Genomic DNA, 12703 nt, shown 5'->3' on the forward strand with positions numbered 1-12703 from the left:
GGCTTCATCGCGGCGCGGCGCCGGGCGCGACGCCCTCGCGGGCGGCGGCGGCGGCGACCTCCTCGGGCGAGAGCGCGCGCCGGTACAGGGCGACCTCGTCGAGGACACCCCGGAAGAAGCCGCTCTCGCTCGACGAGCGGCTGCCGATGCGGAGCGGGGCGCGGTTGTCGAGCGACAGGGGCCGCGACGTCGGGTCGAAGCGCCCGGCGACCGCGCCGTCGACATAGAACGTGCCGCCGTCGACGGCGCGCCGGTCGACGGTCACGGCGAGGTGGTGCCAGCTCCCGTCGGCGACGAAGGCGCCAGAGAGGTAGTTGGTGCACGCGGTGCTGGCGCCCATCGAGCATTTCGGGGAAGCGTCGCGGTCGGCCAGCTGCGCGCTCAGGCGGCCCCAGGACAGGAAGACGCAGTAGCCGTGCACGCCGCGCGGGCTCTCGTCTCGCTGATCGACGATCACCACGATGCCCTCGGCGGAGGTCGTCTGTAGCCACGCGGTGATGGAGAGATCGCCCTCACCGACATCGAGGCTCCGGGCGTGGGGCGCTTCGACGTGGTCGTCGATGCCGTCGAAGCGCAGCGCGCCGCCGATCCTGCCGTCCACGGGCGTGGGGCCACGGACGAGGGCGGCGTCGTTCCCGCCGGCGAGGTCTTCCGCGCGCGCCCCGGCGAGCACGTCCAGCGGATACAGGGCGACCGGCGCGGGGCCGGTCACGGCGCGGGCGGCCGGGAGCAGCGAGATCGCGGCGGAGGCGCCCCCCGCGGTCAGGAGCAGCGCGGCCATGCCGAGCGGCGCGCGACGCGCGGCGGACCTCGGGTGCGCCGGCGCCGCGAGGACCTCGGCGACCTCGGCGGCCGCAGGACGGCGCGCCGGGTCGCGCGCGAGGCAGCGGCGGATCAGGGCAGCGACGTCGTCCGGGAGGACGAAGCCTGGGGCCCGCAGCTCGGGCGCCTCGCGCGACGCGCGGGCCTCGCGCGTCTCCGCGAGCGTCGGGCCGGCGAGCGGGACCTCGCCCTCGAGCATCTCGTGGAGCACGAGGCCGAGCGCGTACACGTCGCTCGCCGGGGAGGACGGCCCGCCGGCGAGCTGCTCGGGCGCGGCGTAGCGCGGGGTCATCCACGCGGGGGCGCTGGCCGTGGTCTCCTGCGTGAGCCAGAGCGCCATGGCGATGCCGAGATCGAGGATGACGGGCTCGCCCCCCGCGCGCAGGCGGATGTTGCTCGGCTTGAGGTCGCGGTGGACGCCCGGCGCCGCGTGGATCGACGCGAGGCCGCGGGCGAGCCCGGCGCCGATCCGCAGCGCCTCGCCGGGCGGGAGCGGGCCCCGCGCCTCGAGCACCTCGCGCAGCGAGGGCCCCTCGATGAGCTCGAGCACCAGGAAGGGCAGGCCGCGGTGGGAGAAGAGCTCGGGCGAGAGCGCGCGGACGACGTTCGGCGCGGGGGCCGCCGCGTGCACGCGCCGCAGCAGGGCGAGCTCCCGCTGCTCGAACCGGCGCAGCATCCGGAGCTGGGCCGCGTGCTCGTGCCGGAGCACCTTGATCGCGACGCGACGCGGAGCGCGCTCGGCCAGGTCCGTCGCGGCGAAGACCCAGCCGAACGAGCCTTCGCCGATCGGGCGATCGATCGCGAAGCGCCCGGCGAGCACCTCGCCGGGCGCGGGCGGGCAGGGCGCTCCCGGCGCGCGGAGAGGAATCACCGGCGCGCCCCGGCCGCGCCCGGGGTGGAGCGCTCGGCGTCGAGGGGGAACCGGGCGAGGAAGATGTCGGCGTCCCCGGCGCTCTTCATCGCGCCGCCGGGGGCGCCGAGGCTCAAGGTGCCCTCGAAGGAGCCGGCGAGGATCAGGTCCTTCCCGCCCGCGACCGTGGCCAGGAGGTTGCCAAGGCCCCCGTGGCCGCCGATGCCCTGGATCCAGGTGGGCTCCCCGGCGGCGTCGAACCGCGCCGCGACGAGCCGGCGGCGAACCACGCCGCTGCGCCGATCCATGGGATCTTCGAGACGCCCGATGACGATGGGCGCGCCGTCCACGCCCGCGGCGAGGGCGCCGAGATCGTCGCCTGGGCCGCCCATGCGCCGGATCCACAGGAGATGGCCGCCGGCGTCCAGCCGGGCCACGAAGATGTCGTTACCGCCTGCGCTGGTGAGCCTGCGGCCCTCGACGACCATGGTGCCTTGGAAGGAGCCCGTGATCGTGACGTCGCCCGCGGCGTCGACGACGACGCTGAAGGCATTGTTGTGCTCCGGGCCGCCGAAGCGACGGCCCCACCGGGGGCGGCCGTCCGCGTCGAACCGTGCCACGAAGATATCCATGCCTCCCGCGCTGGTGAGCCGCTCGCCGCCGAGATCGAGGGCGCCCTCGAAGCCGCCCATCAGGAAGATGTTCCCCTTCGCGTCGAGCCCGAGGCCATACGCGAGCTGCTCGGCAGCGTCGCCGAGGCGCCTGCTCCAGCGCGCGTTCCCGCTGGCGTCGAGCTTGGCCAGGAAGATATCGTATCGCCCGGCGCCCCGGAGCGCTCCGTCTCCGAGATCCAGGGATCCGGTGTACTGCCCGGCGACGACGACATTGCCGGCCTCGTCCACGGCGACCCGGCTGCCTCCCTGCTCGCTCCCATCCCCGAAGCGCTTGCCCCAGAGCGCATTGCCGGCGGCGTCGAGCTTGGCCACGAAGATATCTTCGCCCGCCGGGTTCCTGAGCGGCCCCTGTCCGAAGTCGATGGCCCCGCGGAAGGTCCCGGTGACGAAGGCATTGCCGGCGCGATCCAGCGCGATGTCAACGCTCGCCTGCCATTCCGCATCGCCGAAGCGCCTGGCCCAGAGGACCTCGCCGGCCGGGTCCAGCCTGGCGACGAAGACATCGGCGTAGCCGTCGCCCTGGAGCCGTACGGCCCCGAGATCGATGGTGCCCCGGAAATGCCCGGTGATCCAGAGGTCCCCTCCTGCGTCCGCCGCGATGGCGGTGATGGCTTGCCGTTCGTCGTCGCCAAGGCGCATGGCGAGGACGGGCGCGCCTTCCCACGGCGGGCCTGGCCGGCGGGCGCCGCCATCCACGAGATTCGCCCCGGAGAACGTGTCGCGCGCGGGGGAGCGCGCGCCGGAGAGCGCCGGCGGCGCGCTCGCCCACCCTGGATCGGAGAGCGCCAGGTGCCCGCTCACCCAGCCTGCAAGCACGAGGAGCGCGACGCCGCTCCACGCCGGGCGCCAGCGGCGGGCGCTCCCGGGCGCGGGGGCGCTCGGCACCGCGGAGAGCGCCGCTTCGACCTCGGCCGCCGTGGGCCGCAGCGCGGGTCTCGGCGCGAGGCAGCGGCGCACGATAGAGCCGATATTGTCCGGGAGGGCGCGGCGCGGCGCCGGTGGTTCCGCCGGCAGGCGGCCAGTGAACATCTCGTGAAGAATCACGCCCAGGGCATATACGTCGCTCGCCGGACAGGCGTCGTCACCGGCGAGCTGCTCGGGCGCGGCATAGCGCGGGGTCATCCACGCTCGCCGGGTGCTCCTGGGCGGCTCGCTCTCCTGCGTCGCCCGGGCGATGCCGAGATCGAGGATCACTGGCTCGCCCCCCGCGCGGAGGCGGATGTTGGTGGGCTTGAGGTCGCGGTGGACCTCACCGGCCGCGTGAATGGCAGAGAGGCCGCGCGCGATCCCCGCGCCGATGCGCCGCGCCTGCGCCGGGCCGAGCGTCTTTGGGCCGGCGAGCATCTCGGCGAGCGAGGGCCCTTCGATGAGCTCCAGGACAAGGACGTGAACGCCCCGGTGCGCAATCACCTCGGGCGAGAGGGGGCGAACGACGTTGGCCGCGGAGCGCGCGGCGTGGACGCGAACGAGGAGAGCGATCTCCCGCGCTTCGACCCGGCGCAGCGCGCAATCCTCACCCGTGCGCTCGGGGCGGAGTACCTTGAGCGCGACGCGGCGCGGTGGGGCGGTCTGGACGTCCAGGGCGGCAAACACCCAGGCAAACGTTCCTTCGCCGATCAGGTGCTCGACCGCATAGCGACCGGCCAGCACGTCGCCTGGCCCGATCGGGCAGGAGGCGGCTTCGATGGCGGGAGAGACCGGGGTGGTGTGCGTCGTTTCCACGGTGTGCGCGAGGGCGCTCCACCGTGTGAGGTATCACGGCGCAACCTCGTGGTCTAACCGCGGATGGCCGGCGCGCGAGAGGCAGCGCCGCCCCGGGTGGCCGGCGCGCGAGCGGCAGCGCCGCCCACCGCGCCAGCGACCATGTCCGGATAGAGCGTGCGAGTGACCCGCGCCGACAGGAGGATGGCCTCCCGCGCCGCGGGGCAGGGGATCGTCGCGAGCAGCTCCGCGAGCTCGCGCACGTGCCCCTGGTCGGCGTCGGCGTGCCCCTGAAGGAACCGCACCGCGCCTGCAATGCCGGGGATGCGGGCCCGGGCCATGAGGCGCGCCGCGACGTCGCCGGCGCGGTGGACCGAGAGCGCCTCCAGCACGTACGCCGTGCCCAGGAAGGCCTCGGGCGCGCCGGCCTCGGCGGTGTACCGGCTCCAGGCGATATAGGCCTGCGTCGCCGGCGCGGGCTCCGCGCGCACCACCGCCTCCGGGTCGCGCCCGAGGGCGGCGAGGTCGTCGAGGGCCCATTGCTCGTGCCCGGACTCCTCTTCCGCCTTGCGGAGCAGGAGGTCCGCGAGAATGCCGCGTCCGTCCGCCGCGCCTGTCTCGCCCGGGTCCCCGGTGCACCTGGCCCCGAGCCGCGCGCCGGCCTTGGCGCACAGCGGGCGCGTCCAGCGCACGTAATGATAGATCTGCTCGAGGAAGGCCGCGTATTCGGCGGCCGTCGCGGTGCCGTCATATAGCCGATGGGCCGCGGGATCCACGTCGAGGCGGGTGAGCAGGGCCGCGACCTCCTGATCGAGGGTGGTGATCCATTCGAGTGTGTCCGTCGTCATGGCATCATTTCTCCAGTCAAGAGGGTTGTTCGATCAGGCGGCCCTGCGGGTCACGGGCGCGGTCCTCACGGGGTGCGGCGCCATCGCCTGCTCCTCCACGGAGGCGAACAGCGGAATGGCGAACCGACGGAAGCGGCTGTCGTACCGCGCCGGGCCGACGAAGCGCGCGGCCATCCGGCGGGTGAACACCCGGAGCGGCCTTGGGAGCTGCAGCCCGCCGAGCGCGCCGGCGCGGGCGCGCGCGCGCTCCTCGTCGCCATAGAACGGAAAGCCCGGTGAGGTAGGCGGGAGATCGCCGCCGAGCGGAGAGACCTGGACCCGGGCGCTCACGAGCCCGAGCGCGGCGGCCACCTGGAGGACGATCGCGGCGTCCTCCGCGTCATCGGTCTCCGCGTTCACCGCGGCGATCCAGTGCGTGACGCCGCGGCGGCGGCTCTCGTCGATCAAGGCCGCGTGGAGCGCATCCAGGGCGCCGCTGCTCCGGTGCCGCTCGAGGACGCAGAAGCGGGTGACCTCCGCGAGCGAGAGCCCGGGGACGTGGAGGACACCGAGGTCGAACCTGGACTCGAGGTCCAGGCCGAGGCGGCCGCGCCGCGCGAACGCCACCTCGGGGCTGGGCAGGAGCAGCCGGGTGGTGGCGATGGGCTGCCCGTCCGCGTAGGCGACGACATGGAGCGTCGTATCGAGGGTATCGAACGGATCGACCTCGCGCGGCGCAGCGGGCGCTGTCGCGAGGAGGTTCATCTCCTGACCGAAGACCTCCCAGCGGACGCGGAGCGCGTCGTCGAGATCCTTGCGTGTATGCACGATACGGCATTGAATCGAGGTCATCTTCGACTCCTCCGGCCTGGGGCGCAGGCCTGCTGAGAGGGTTCCGGCTCGCGGCGACATCACCGGCTCACGCCGACGGGAGCTCGCAGCGTGTGCATCACGTGAAGTGCAACGGTCGTGCCGTAGGGGGCTGTGGTGAACGGGGCGTATTCCGGGGGGCGAGCGCCGGGGAGTGGCGTCAGCTGGAAACAGGGAGGAGCGCGCCAGGGCCGCCGGTGGCTCCGGCCGGAGACACCCGGCGATCCCGCCGAGCGCGCCGCCGCGATCAGCCAGCGGACGCGGTCACGAGCCACACGGCGCCGCCCAGGCGCACGCCCCCGGGACCGTCGTGGGGCGCGATGGCCTCGCGCAGGTCGGCGCGCACGCGGTCGATGAGCTCTGGCGTGGCCTTCGCCTCGCGCAGCGCCGCGCTCGCAGGACCCAGCTGGAGGAGGAGCTCCACGGCCTCGTCGAGCGGACGCCCGCCCGCCACCGAGAGCTCCTGGTCGACCGGCTCGTGATGGACCTGGACGAAGCCCGCGCGCGACAGGAGGCCCCGCACGCGGGCGGCGTCGGCGAACGCGAACGGGCCGGGCGCGTGCGGATCGGGCTGAGGCATGGAGACGTGCCTGGCCGCCGTCATGGCCGGCACGAGCAGCCACGGGTTCTCCTGGAGCGGCCGCCAGCAGACGAAAGCGAGGCGCGCCCCGGGCCGCAGCGCCCGCCGGAGGTTCGCGAAGGCCGCCTCGGGGTCGGCGAAGAACATGACGCCGAAGCGCGAGTAGAGGACGTCGAACGGCCCGGGCAGCGCCGCGCTCTGCGCGTCCGCGTTCTCGAAGGTCACGTTCGCGGCGCCCGCGGCCTGCGCTGCCGCGCGCGCCTTCTCCAGCATGGGGGCGGAGATGTCGATGCCGACGACGGCGCCGCCCGGGCCGACGCGCCGGCCGAGCTCGAGCGAGGTCTCGCCGAGGCCACAGCCGACGTCGAGGACGCGCTCCCCCGCGGCGATCCCGGCGCGATCCATCGCGAGGAGGCCCAGCGGGCGGATCTGCGCGGAGATGACGTCGTCGAGGGCCACCCACTTCGGTCCGGCGACCTCGTTCCAGTAACGGATCTGATCGGCGTTCGGTCCAGCAACCTCGATCATGGCTCGATCTCCTTTCGACAAGCGCACGGTGAGTGTTCCGTCGGCCCTCGAGATGTATCTCTCCTCGGTGCCCGGCTCCATCCATCCGTTTTGCCTGGAGGAGGTGCTCCGCGCGGTCGCCGGGGAGCGGTGCGAGGCGCTCCCGGAGACGGTGCTGGCGATGGTGCAGGCCCGGCTCGGGAGGCTGCCGCCCGGGGCACGAGCCGTCCTGCGCGCCGCGAGCGTGTTCGGGGAGGTCTTCTGCAAGGGCGAAACAATTTGTAGACGCAAAAATAATTCTGAGTGGTTCCGAATGGTTGGCTGCTGTGCCCGGCGGCTGCGCGGCAAGCGCGGGGAGGCCGGGGGGAGCTGTACGGGAGCATGGACGCGCGCCCGTGCCGGTGCTGGCGGGCGCGGGTCGTCACGGGCGCGGCTTCGGATCGCTGCGCCTGGGGCACGCGCTCGGGGCTGTGGTCGTTCACCATCCAGCAGCTCGACGAGGAGGAACTCGGCACGGCCGCCATCGAGCACATGGCGTCGGAGCGCCCCTCCTGATCACCTTTCGATCGGCGGATGTTGATCTCGATGCTGTCGGCCAGGTCTCGAACGTCGCACACGTCGAGCGCAACAAGCTCGCTCCTGCGCAGGGCGGCCGCGAAGCCGACGAGGAGGAGCGCGCGGTCGCGCCGGTCCGCAGTGCCCTTGCCGAGGATGGCGACGAGCTGACGGAGCTGCTCAACGAGCAGCGCGGCAACTTGGCGCGGGGCGGTGCCGATGGTGCGGCGGATCCCTCGGCATTGGCACTGGACCAAGGGCGACACGCGAGGGGAGGGGAACCCTCGCGCGCCATCTCCGGGGGCCAGTTCGCGTCCAAATTTCCACGGATCGGGGCGGCTGCTTTCACGCCCCCACCTCGCAGCATAGGACCAAAGTCTCATACAGGACGCGCCAGCCTCGGGCTAGGAAGTGCCGCGCCGAGCCAGAGAGGGCTCCCTGAACACTTCTCGCAGCTGCACCGGAGGTACCTCATGACCGAGACGACGACGACGAAAGAGCGGCCTTTGTCCAAGAAAACCACTGAGCGCGTGAACAAGCTTCGCGAGAAGCTGTCGGGCGCGACCGCCGGGTCCCTCGGGGCCCGGAGGATGCAGAAGAACCGCGCGGCGAACCCCCTCTTCGGAGCGGCCCTTCACGCCGCGGCGCGCCTCGAGGCGGGCCACGAGCTCAGCGATCTCGAGCATACCCTCGTCGACGCCCTCGGAAAAGGGTTCGGCCAGCAGGAGATCAAGGCGTGGGGCAAGGCGTACCGCGAGACCAAGGGCGCCCACACGAGGGAGATCGTGCCCGACGTGATCGCCGATCGACCGATCGACCAACCCTTCACCATGAAGGACCTCGCCGACGCTCTGCCTGCGCACGTCGAAGCGGTCATGGCCCAGGGGAACGTGCGCGTCGTGGACATCGCCAACCTGGCGCCGGGCCAGGAGCTCGATCAGAGGGACGAGGCGTTCCTCGCCGCCGCGAGAGAGTACGGCTCGAGCTTCGTCTATTTCACGAGCAGCGCGCCGCAGCCGGAGCCCGCGCCCGCTCCGACGTCCGCCGAGGGCTCGGGCGAGGCGCTCGGCGCGGGCGAGGTCTTCATCGTCCAGCCGTTCAATATGCGGACCATCAAGAGGTCGGGCGACACCATTTTCGACCCATCCGACGAAATCTTCTGGTGCTGCAGCGGCGGGAGCGATGAAGACTCATGGACGTTCACGTCCAGGGTGTTCGATAGCTGCGACGACGGGGACTGGGATAGTAGATTCGACCCCGGCGATTATGCCTTCGTCGGACGGGTGAGCGACTCGCTCGCCCTCTCCATCGATTGCTGGGAAAAAGACTCCGGGGCGATCTTCGGCAAAGCGCCGGAGTACCTGCGCGTGGCGGCCGACCATTGCTGGCGGGCTTGCGTGGAGCTCCAGGGCGATCCGGAAAGAAACGCCGCGAAATGGGCTGCTCTCATCGCCGCCACCTTCGACCTCGTGGCAACGGTGCTCGACCTCATCGAGAACGAGGACGATTTCGTAGCAGGTGTCCGCATGGGCTGGGACAGGGCCGCCCTCCTGGCGCTCGACGACCGAGAGCTCTGCTTCCGCTTCGACGGCGAGACCGATCACGGCGGGGGGATCCAGGATCTCTACCTCAGGTTCAAGACGATCCCCACGGGGAGGCCCGTGAGGATCCTATCACGGAATGGCCAAAAGGGCATCTCCATCGAGAACGCGGGAACCGCGAACGGCGCTCGGGTCATTCAATCGTTTTGCGACAGCACCCCGCCCCCGCACCAGCAGTTCCGCCTGGAGTGGAAAGGTTGGAGGTATTTCCAGCTCGTTGCGGTGCATAGCGGGAAGGTTCTGGACGTCCCGGGTAACTCTAAAAACTCTGAGGTCCCGATCATCCAGTACCAATCGACCGGAGGATACAACCAGTGGTTCCGTCTGGATCCGGTGGGTGGGGGTTGCGTTCGGATCCTCGCGAAGCACAGCGATAAGGTGCTGGACGTTTATGGGGGGTCCATAGAAAATGGGGCCGTGATCCAGCAACATCATTGGCTCGGTGGTAACAACCAGAGGTGGACGATCCTGACAGTCTGACGGACCGGCGCCTCCCCGCGCACCATCGCCAGGCCCTCGCATCAACCAAATACCCACCCCGAGCACGACCGCTGCGCCGGCTTGGAACAGAGGCTGGATGAGCGTGCTGCGTCGAGAGAACGGCCATCCGACGGCGTTTCAATGACAGTGAAAATCGGGGTTCGTTTATGCGAATGACCTCGTGCAGAACCGTGCCGAATCGCCGATGGATCCGGTGGCAAAGCCTGCTTTTTTGCGAAAGTCCCGCTAGCGTCACCGGGAGGGCAATCCGCGCAGGGCAATTCTGCGGATCTGCCGCATCGGTGCGCGAGCCTCGACGAACTCGTCAAGGAGGTGGATGATTGCCTGGAGGCCCTCTCCACGTAACTAAATATACAAAACGTGGCACCGGATGCAGCCGCCGCGCCGGAAGCTGCGCGCGGCGTGCAGCCATCGGCCGTCGAGCGCGACATGGCCCAGGGCAACGTCTCGGGCGCGTCCTGCGCCCCCTGGACTAGTACAGCGTTCCCCAAGTTCGTCCCTGGATCCGGAGTGACCCAGCCGAGGCCCTCGCGAGGGTCCGCAGCCTGAGCGTGGCGAGCACCTGCGCAGCGGTTACGGTCTGCGAGGCGAGATTGCCTGGTCATCTACGATGGTGCGCACTTTTGAAGCCATCGGCTCGGGCCAGGTCCCACGCGCGTAGGTGCCCCGAGCTCGCGCAAAACCCGTCCTGCTGCCCGCGCCGCTGCGCCAGAAGCTGGAGCAGACGGCGCGCTCGCCCAAGACCTCGCAGCGCGATGCGCAGCGTGCCCGGATCGCGCTCTTGGCCGACGAGGGATGGAGCAACGAGCAGATCCAACGCGCTGTAGCCTGCGACATCAAGACCGTGCGCAAGTGGCGCAACCGGATCGCAGAGCTTGCCGACGAGGCGGTGCTGCAGGACAGGACGCGCACGGGGCGACCCCCGCGCGTGGCGACCGCGGTGCACTACGAGCTCATCAAGTTGGCTTGCAGCCGCCCCGATGAGCACAAGGTCCCATTCGAGCAGGTCTGGACCCTGGACCAGCTGGCCAAGGCACTGAAGTTGGAGACCGAGGTGGAGCTGAGCCGCACCGAGGTCTGGCGCGTGCTGCAGGGAGCCAGCCTCCGACCGCATCGCGTCCGACTGTGGTTGCACAGCCCGGACCCGGACTTCCGCGCCAAGGTCGAGGCGATCTGCAAGCTGTACCTGGAGCCTCCCGCAGGCGCGACCGTGCTCTGCGTCGACGAGAAGACCGGCATGCAGGCGCTGCAGCATCGGTTCCCCATGCAGCCGTGCCGCAGCCGAAGAGCCGCGCGCCGGGAGTTCGAGTACCAGCGCCACGGCACGCTCACGCTGCTTGGCGCCTTCAACGTCAAGACGGGCGAGGTGGTGTCGCGCTGTGGACCGACACGCACCGCCGCCGATCTGCTCGCGTTCATGGACGAGGTGGCGGAGCGCTACCCCACGGGCGACGTCTACATCATCTGGGACAATCTAAACATTCACCACGGCGCCAGGTGGAACGAGTTCAACGCGCGGCACGGCGGGCGCTTCCACTTCGTCTACACGCCCATCCACGCGTCGTGGGTCAACCAGATCGAGCTGTGGTTCAGCGTCCTGAGCCGTCGGGTGCTCAAGCACGCCTCCTTCGCCTCCGCCGAGGAGCTGAGCCGGGGCGTGCTCGGCTTCGTACGCCAGTGGAACGAGCACGAAGCCCGGCCCTTCCGCTGGAAGTTCCGCGGCCAGTGGCGGGCGACCTTGCCATCGTACGCAGCGTGAGCTTCCGTGCGGACCGATGTCGAAGCCGCACGCCGCCCCTGAGCACGCCGACGCGGTCCGCTCCTACCTCCAAGCGCACGGACTGCAACACCTGAGGGCCCGGAAGTACGGCCAGATGGTGATCATCGAGTCGGGTCCTGAAGCCGACCCGACCGCGCACGCCAGGCTGCGCCGTGACACCGTCCACCTCTGGACGCTCGAGATCGCGACCCACACCGGCAAGTGGGAGAAGACCGGCTTCCGTGGCCAATGGCAGGACCTGCTCAAGCTGATGATGACCGACTTCCCCTGGACGCTCGCGGCCATCGAGTAGCTGGCCCGGCGGGGGCATTACGCCGCCGGACATTGCGTCGACGTTCAGCGACGAGTTCGCTTTGTTCATAGGCCCGGCCGGCTCAGCCCGTAGCGGGGCTGGCACATCGCCGATCCAGGGACGAACTTGGGGAACGCTGTACTAGCTCGCGGAATGGCTCCGGGATCTCGTCGGCCGAGAGCCGGCCGATCGGGGCTCGCGGCCTCGGGCGCGTGACGGGGTTCTGGCCCCCGTCGTGCGAAAACCGACGGGAGCGCTTCGGGCGTGCTCATCGTGCCGCACGCCCCCCGCCCCCGCGACCCCGCAGCGCCGGCGCCAAGCTCGCACTCCGAGAGCTCCCGGGGGCGGCTACCGTAGGTTTTTGCACGGCAGGGGCCAGGACCCCTTGAAGGCGTCCACGCTGCCGCTGGAAGCGCAGGCGGCCGCTGCGCCGAGCTCGGCGCGGCCGCATCTGGCGTCGAGGTGGCCGTGGGATGCGCGTCTGAGGCACCCTGTCCGCGAGTTCGGCGCCGTGATCGAACTCGTCCACGTCGCCGGCGAGGTTCTCGAGCGCGGGCCCGTCAACCTGGCGGGGCGCGGAGCTGCCGCGAGGTAGTGCCGGTGAGCGCGGGGCCGTCGCCTTCCACCTGATCGGGCTTGGTCACCCCGCCGGCGAGGTGACCGACTGCGGGCCGGTGCCGCGTCCTGGTCGAGCGCGGAGCGGCCGCGGAGTCGAGGTGGACGCCACCGAACTCGGGGCCCGTCGATGTCCTGGCCGGCGCGGAGCGGCCGACGAACGTCGAGGGGCACGTCAAGCGCTGCTGACTGACAGTGTTCGTTCACCAGTTGGTTGGCGAACACTACCACCGCGTAGCCGCCTGCGCACCTGCGCAACACCACCGCGGCGAAGCCCTCGAGCAGTGGCGGGGGCCGCGGGATGGTCGGGGCTGCGGGGCCTGCGGAGCCCTATCGGACGACCCGTAGCCGGTCTCGTGGCTGCCCGCCGATGGCGCTGCGACGTGCGGTGCTCGCGGCCGGCGCGAACGCGAGCGCGACGTCGTGCGGCTCCAGGCGCGTGAGCGCTAGCGCGTCGTCGTCGCTGATCGCGCAGGCCGCCGCCAGGCGCCGCGCTCGCGGGCGGCGTGGCCGCGCGAGCGACGGCGT

The 12703-nt window shown here is 71.3% G+C and carries 10 protein-coding genes; 4 read left to right on the forward strand and 6 right to left on the reverse strand.

Annotation, left to right across the window (positions count from 1 at the left end; translation table 11 throughout):
- Positions 1–4: 4 nt before the first annotated feature.
- The 5 genes from WME89_RS00715 to WME89_RS00735 all read right to left on the reverse strand — a co-directional run bounded on the left by WME89_RS00715 (position 5) and on the right by WME89_RS00735 (position 6852).
- The gene (locus WME89_RS00715) at positions 5–1693 is read right to left on the reverse strand and encodes a protein kinase domain-containing protein (protein WP_438007366.1); all 1689 of its coding nucleotides are present in this window, start codon (positions 1691–1693) and stop codon (positions 5–7) included.
- Complete coding sequence (locus WME89_RS00720; protein ID WP_438007367.1) at positions 1690–4068, reverse strand: protein kinase domain-containing protein; 2379 nt, start codon at positions 4066–4068, stop codon at positions 1690–1692. Before WME89_RS00720 ends, WME89_RS00715 begins: the two co-directional genes overlap by 4 nt.
- A 53-nt stretch (positions 4069–4121) precedes the next feature.
- Positions 4122–4895: an iron-containing redox enzyme family protein gene (locus WME89_RS00725; protein WP_438007368.1), complete on the reverse strand. Its 774-nt coding sequence runs from the start codon at positions 4893–4895 to the stop codon at positions 4122–4124.
- A 33-nt stretch (positions 4896–4928) separates the two neighbouring features.
- Entirely contained in the window at positions 4929–5726 is a 798-nt protein-coding gene (locus WME89_RS00730; RefSeq protein ID WP_438007369.1) for a GNAT family N-acetyltransferase, read from the reverse strand.
- Between the two features lie 265 nt (positions 5727–5991).
- Positions 5992–6852, reverse strand: a complete 861-nt coding sequence (locus tag WME89_RS00735; RefSeq protein WP_438007370.1) for a class I SAM-dependent methyltransferase — start codon at positions 6850–6852, stop codon at positions 5992–5994.
- Positions 6853–7212: 360 nt separating this feature from the next.
- Between WME89_RS00735 and WME89_RS00740 the strand changes: the two genes are divergently transcribed.
- From WME89_RS00740 to WME89_RS00755, 4 genes are all read left to right on the forward strand, one after another.
- Positions 7213–7386, forward strand: coding sequence for a hypothetical protein (locus tag WME89_RS00740; protein WP_438007371.1), 174 nt, complete (start codon positions 7213–7215; stop codon positions 7384–7386).
- Positions 7387–7859: 473 nt separating this feature from the next.
- Positions 7860–9467 carry an RICIN domain-containing protein gene (locus WME89_RS00745; RefSeq protein WP_438007372.1) on the forward strand — a complete coding sequence of 536 codons (1608 nt, stop codon included), beginning with the start codon at positions 7860–7862 and terminating at the stop codon, positions 9465–9467.
- Positions 9468–10149: 682 nt separating this feature from the next.
- A complete protein-coding gene (locus tag WME89_RS00750) occupies positions 10150–11247 on the forward strand; it encodes an IS630 family transposase (RefSeq protein WP_438005928.1) in 1098 nt (365 codons plus the stop codon).
- Positions 11248–11263: 16 nt separating this feature from the next.
- Positions 11264–11560, forward strand: coding sequence for a hypothetical protein (locus tag WME89_RS00755; protein ID WP_438005929.1), 297 nt, complete (start codon positions 11264–11266; stop codon positions 11558–11560).
- A gap of 560 nt (positions 11561–12120) precedes the next feature.
- On the opposite strand, the gene WME89_RS00760 is transcribed toward WME89_RS00755, so the two are convergent.
- Positions 12121–12354 carry a hypothetical protein gene (locus WME89_RS00760; protein ID WP_438007373.1) on the reverse strand — a complete coding sequence of 78 codons (234 nt, stop codon included), beginning with the start codon at positions 12352–12354 and terminating at the stop codon, positions 12121–12123.
- Positions 12355–12703 lie beyond the last annotated feature (349 nt).

This window comes from Sorangium sp. So ce321, from assembly GCF_051530195.1.
Taxonomy (GTDB): domain Bacteria; phylum Myxococcota_A; class Polyangia; order Polyangiales; family Polyangiaceae; genus Sorangium.

What these genes read in the sequence shown, in the direction of transcription:
- WME89_RS00725 (WP_438007368.1), bottom strand. Translation starts at nt 4,895, where the DNA reads ATGACGACGGACACACTCGAATGGATCACCACCCTCGATCAGGAGGTC.
- WME89_RS00730 (WP_438007369.1), bottom strand. Translation starts at nt 5,726, where the DNA reads ATGACCTCGATTCAATGCCGTATCGTGCATACACGCAAGGATCTCGAC.
- WME89_RS00735 (WP_438007370.1), bottom strand. Translation starts at nt 6,852, where the DNA reads ATGATCGAGGTTGCTGGACCGAACGCCGATCAGATCCGTTACTGGAAC.
- WME89_RS00740 (WP_438007371.1), top strand. Translation starts at nt 7,213, where the DNA reads ATGGACGCGCGCCCGTGCCGGTGCTGGCGGGCGCGGGTCGTCACGGGC.
- WME89_RS00745 (WP_438007372.1), top strand. Translation starts at nt 7,860, where the DNA reads ATGACCGAGACGACGACGACGAAAGAGCGGCCTTTGTCCAAGAAAACC.
- WME89_RS00755 (WP_438005929.1), top strand. Translation starts at nt 11,264, where the DNA reads ATGTCGAAGCCGCACGCCGCCCCTGAGCACGCCGACGCGGTCCGCTCC.